Annotated in this window: 1 protein-coding gene; it reads left to right on the top strand. The window is 69.8% G+C overall.

The genetic code is table 11. The features are described from left to right. Positions 1-385: 385 nt before the first annotated feature. Positions 386-1,619 (top strand): ROK family transcriptional regulator (locus U4Z31_RS36820; RefSeq protein ID WP_257776146.1); only part of this gene is annotated, 1,234 nt, incomplete at its 3' end.

Raw genomic sequence — 1,619 nt, forward strand, 5'->3', positions numbered from 1 at the left:
CTAGCCGACCTTTTTTCATTTCCGGCGCCGAATCGATACCAGGTTCACGCAGCGCCCAATACCGTCGCCGGTGACGCGCATGACGCGCCATCCTTCCTTCGGCACCTGCGCATCAGGACAAATCGCCCCCCGGCTTGCGCGACGAGACAGTCCGGCCGGCGATCCGTGGAGCGTGCGCGCCGGCCGCGATCCATCGCGCGAATTCGACATCGCCGGCCCCGCTGCACGGCGCGGCGGCCGCCCGCCCCGGCAACCCAGGCCCCGCCTTCGTCCCGCAACAAAACCGGGATTTCCCTAGGCTGACATGCCAGCGCTCGCGCGGTTAAATAAATCAACATGATTTATTTAATGCGTCGACGTTCGACGCAACATGGAAGGAGACGCCATGCGAAGCCCGCACTTCGGTCAGGGCAGCAATTCGGCCAACGTGCGCCGTTACAACGAGCGCCTGCTGCTGAAGACGCTGCGCCGCGTGGGCAGCGCGTCGAAGGCCGACCTCGCGCGTCTCGCGAACATGACGAGCGCGGCTGTCGGCGGCATCATCGCGTCGCTCGCCGACGCGAAGCTGATCGAATCCGCCGGCCGCACCGAGGGCCAGCGCGGCCAGCCGGCGTCGCTGATCCGCCTCGATCCGCGCGGCGCGTTCGGCATCGGCGTCCATCTCGACCGGATGCGCATCGAGACGGCGCTCGTCAATTTCGCGGGCGACGTGCTCGGCCGCCGCTCCCACGACTGCCTGCTCCCCCCGCCCGCCGACGTGCTCGACATCGTGCGGCGCGACATCGATGCGATGCAGGACCTGCTCCCGACGCATGAGCGCGTGCGCCTGACGGGCGTCGGCGTCGCCCAGCCGTACAACCTCGGCGCGTGGATGCGCGAACTCGGCCTCGCACCCGACACGTTCCGCGCGTGGGAAGACGTCGACTTCGCGAGCGACCTCGGGCGCACGCTGTCGCTGCCCGTGTTCGGCGAAAACGACGGCAACGCGGCCGCGATCGCCGAACTGTTCTACGGGTACGGCCGGCAGTGCGACGATTTCGTGTACCTGTTCATCGGTCCCGCGATCGGCGGCGGTATCGCGATCGACGGCGACTGCCTGCGCGGCGTGACCGGCAATGCCGGCGACATCGCCGTGATTCCCGTGCCACCGAGCCGGCTGGCGTCCGCGCCGCCGCCCCGCGGCCCGTGGGACATCCTGCTCGCCCGCGCATCGCTGCACGCGCTCGTGCGCCACCTGCGCCATCACGGCGAGACGGTCGAGAACCGCGCCGATCTCGAGGCCTGTATCGCGCGTGGCCTGCCGGCGGTCGACGAATGGATCGACGACTGTGTCGACGCGCTCGCGCCGGCATTGCGTGCGGTGCTGTGCGTCGTCGATGCGCCGGTGGTCGTGCTCGACGCCGATACCGACGCCGGCCTGCTCGATGCGGTGACGACCCGCCTGCGCGCGGCGCTCGTCGCCACCGCGCCGGAAGCGCGCGGCACGCCGACGCTCGTGCGCGGCTCATTCGGCGCCGACGCCGGTGCGATCGGTGCCGCGACACTGCCGATGTTCTTCAACTTCTCTCCACGGGCCGGCATCCTCAAGGGCGCCCGCACCGAATCGCAGGAGGTCAACC

Source organism: Burkholderia sp. BCC1985 (genome assembly GCF_905339915.1).
Taxonomy (GTDB): domain Bacteria; phylum Pseudomonadota; class Gammaproteobacteria; order Burkholderiales; family Burkholderiaceae; genus Burkholderia.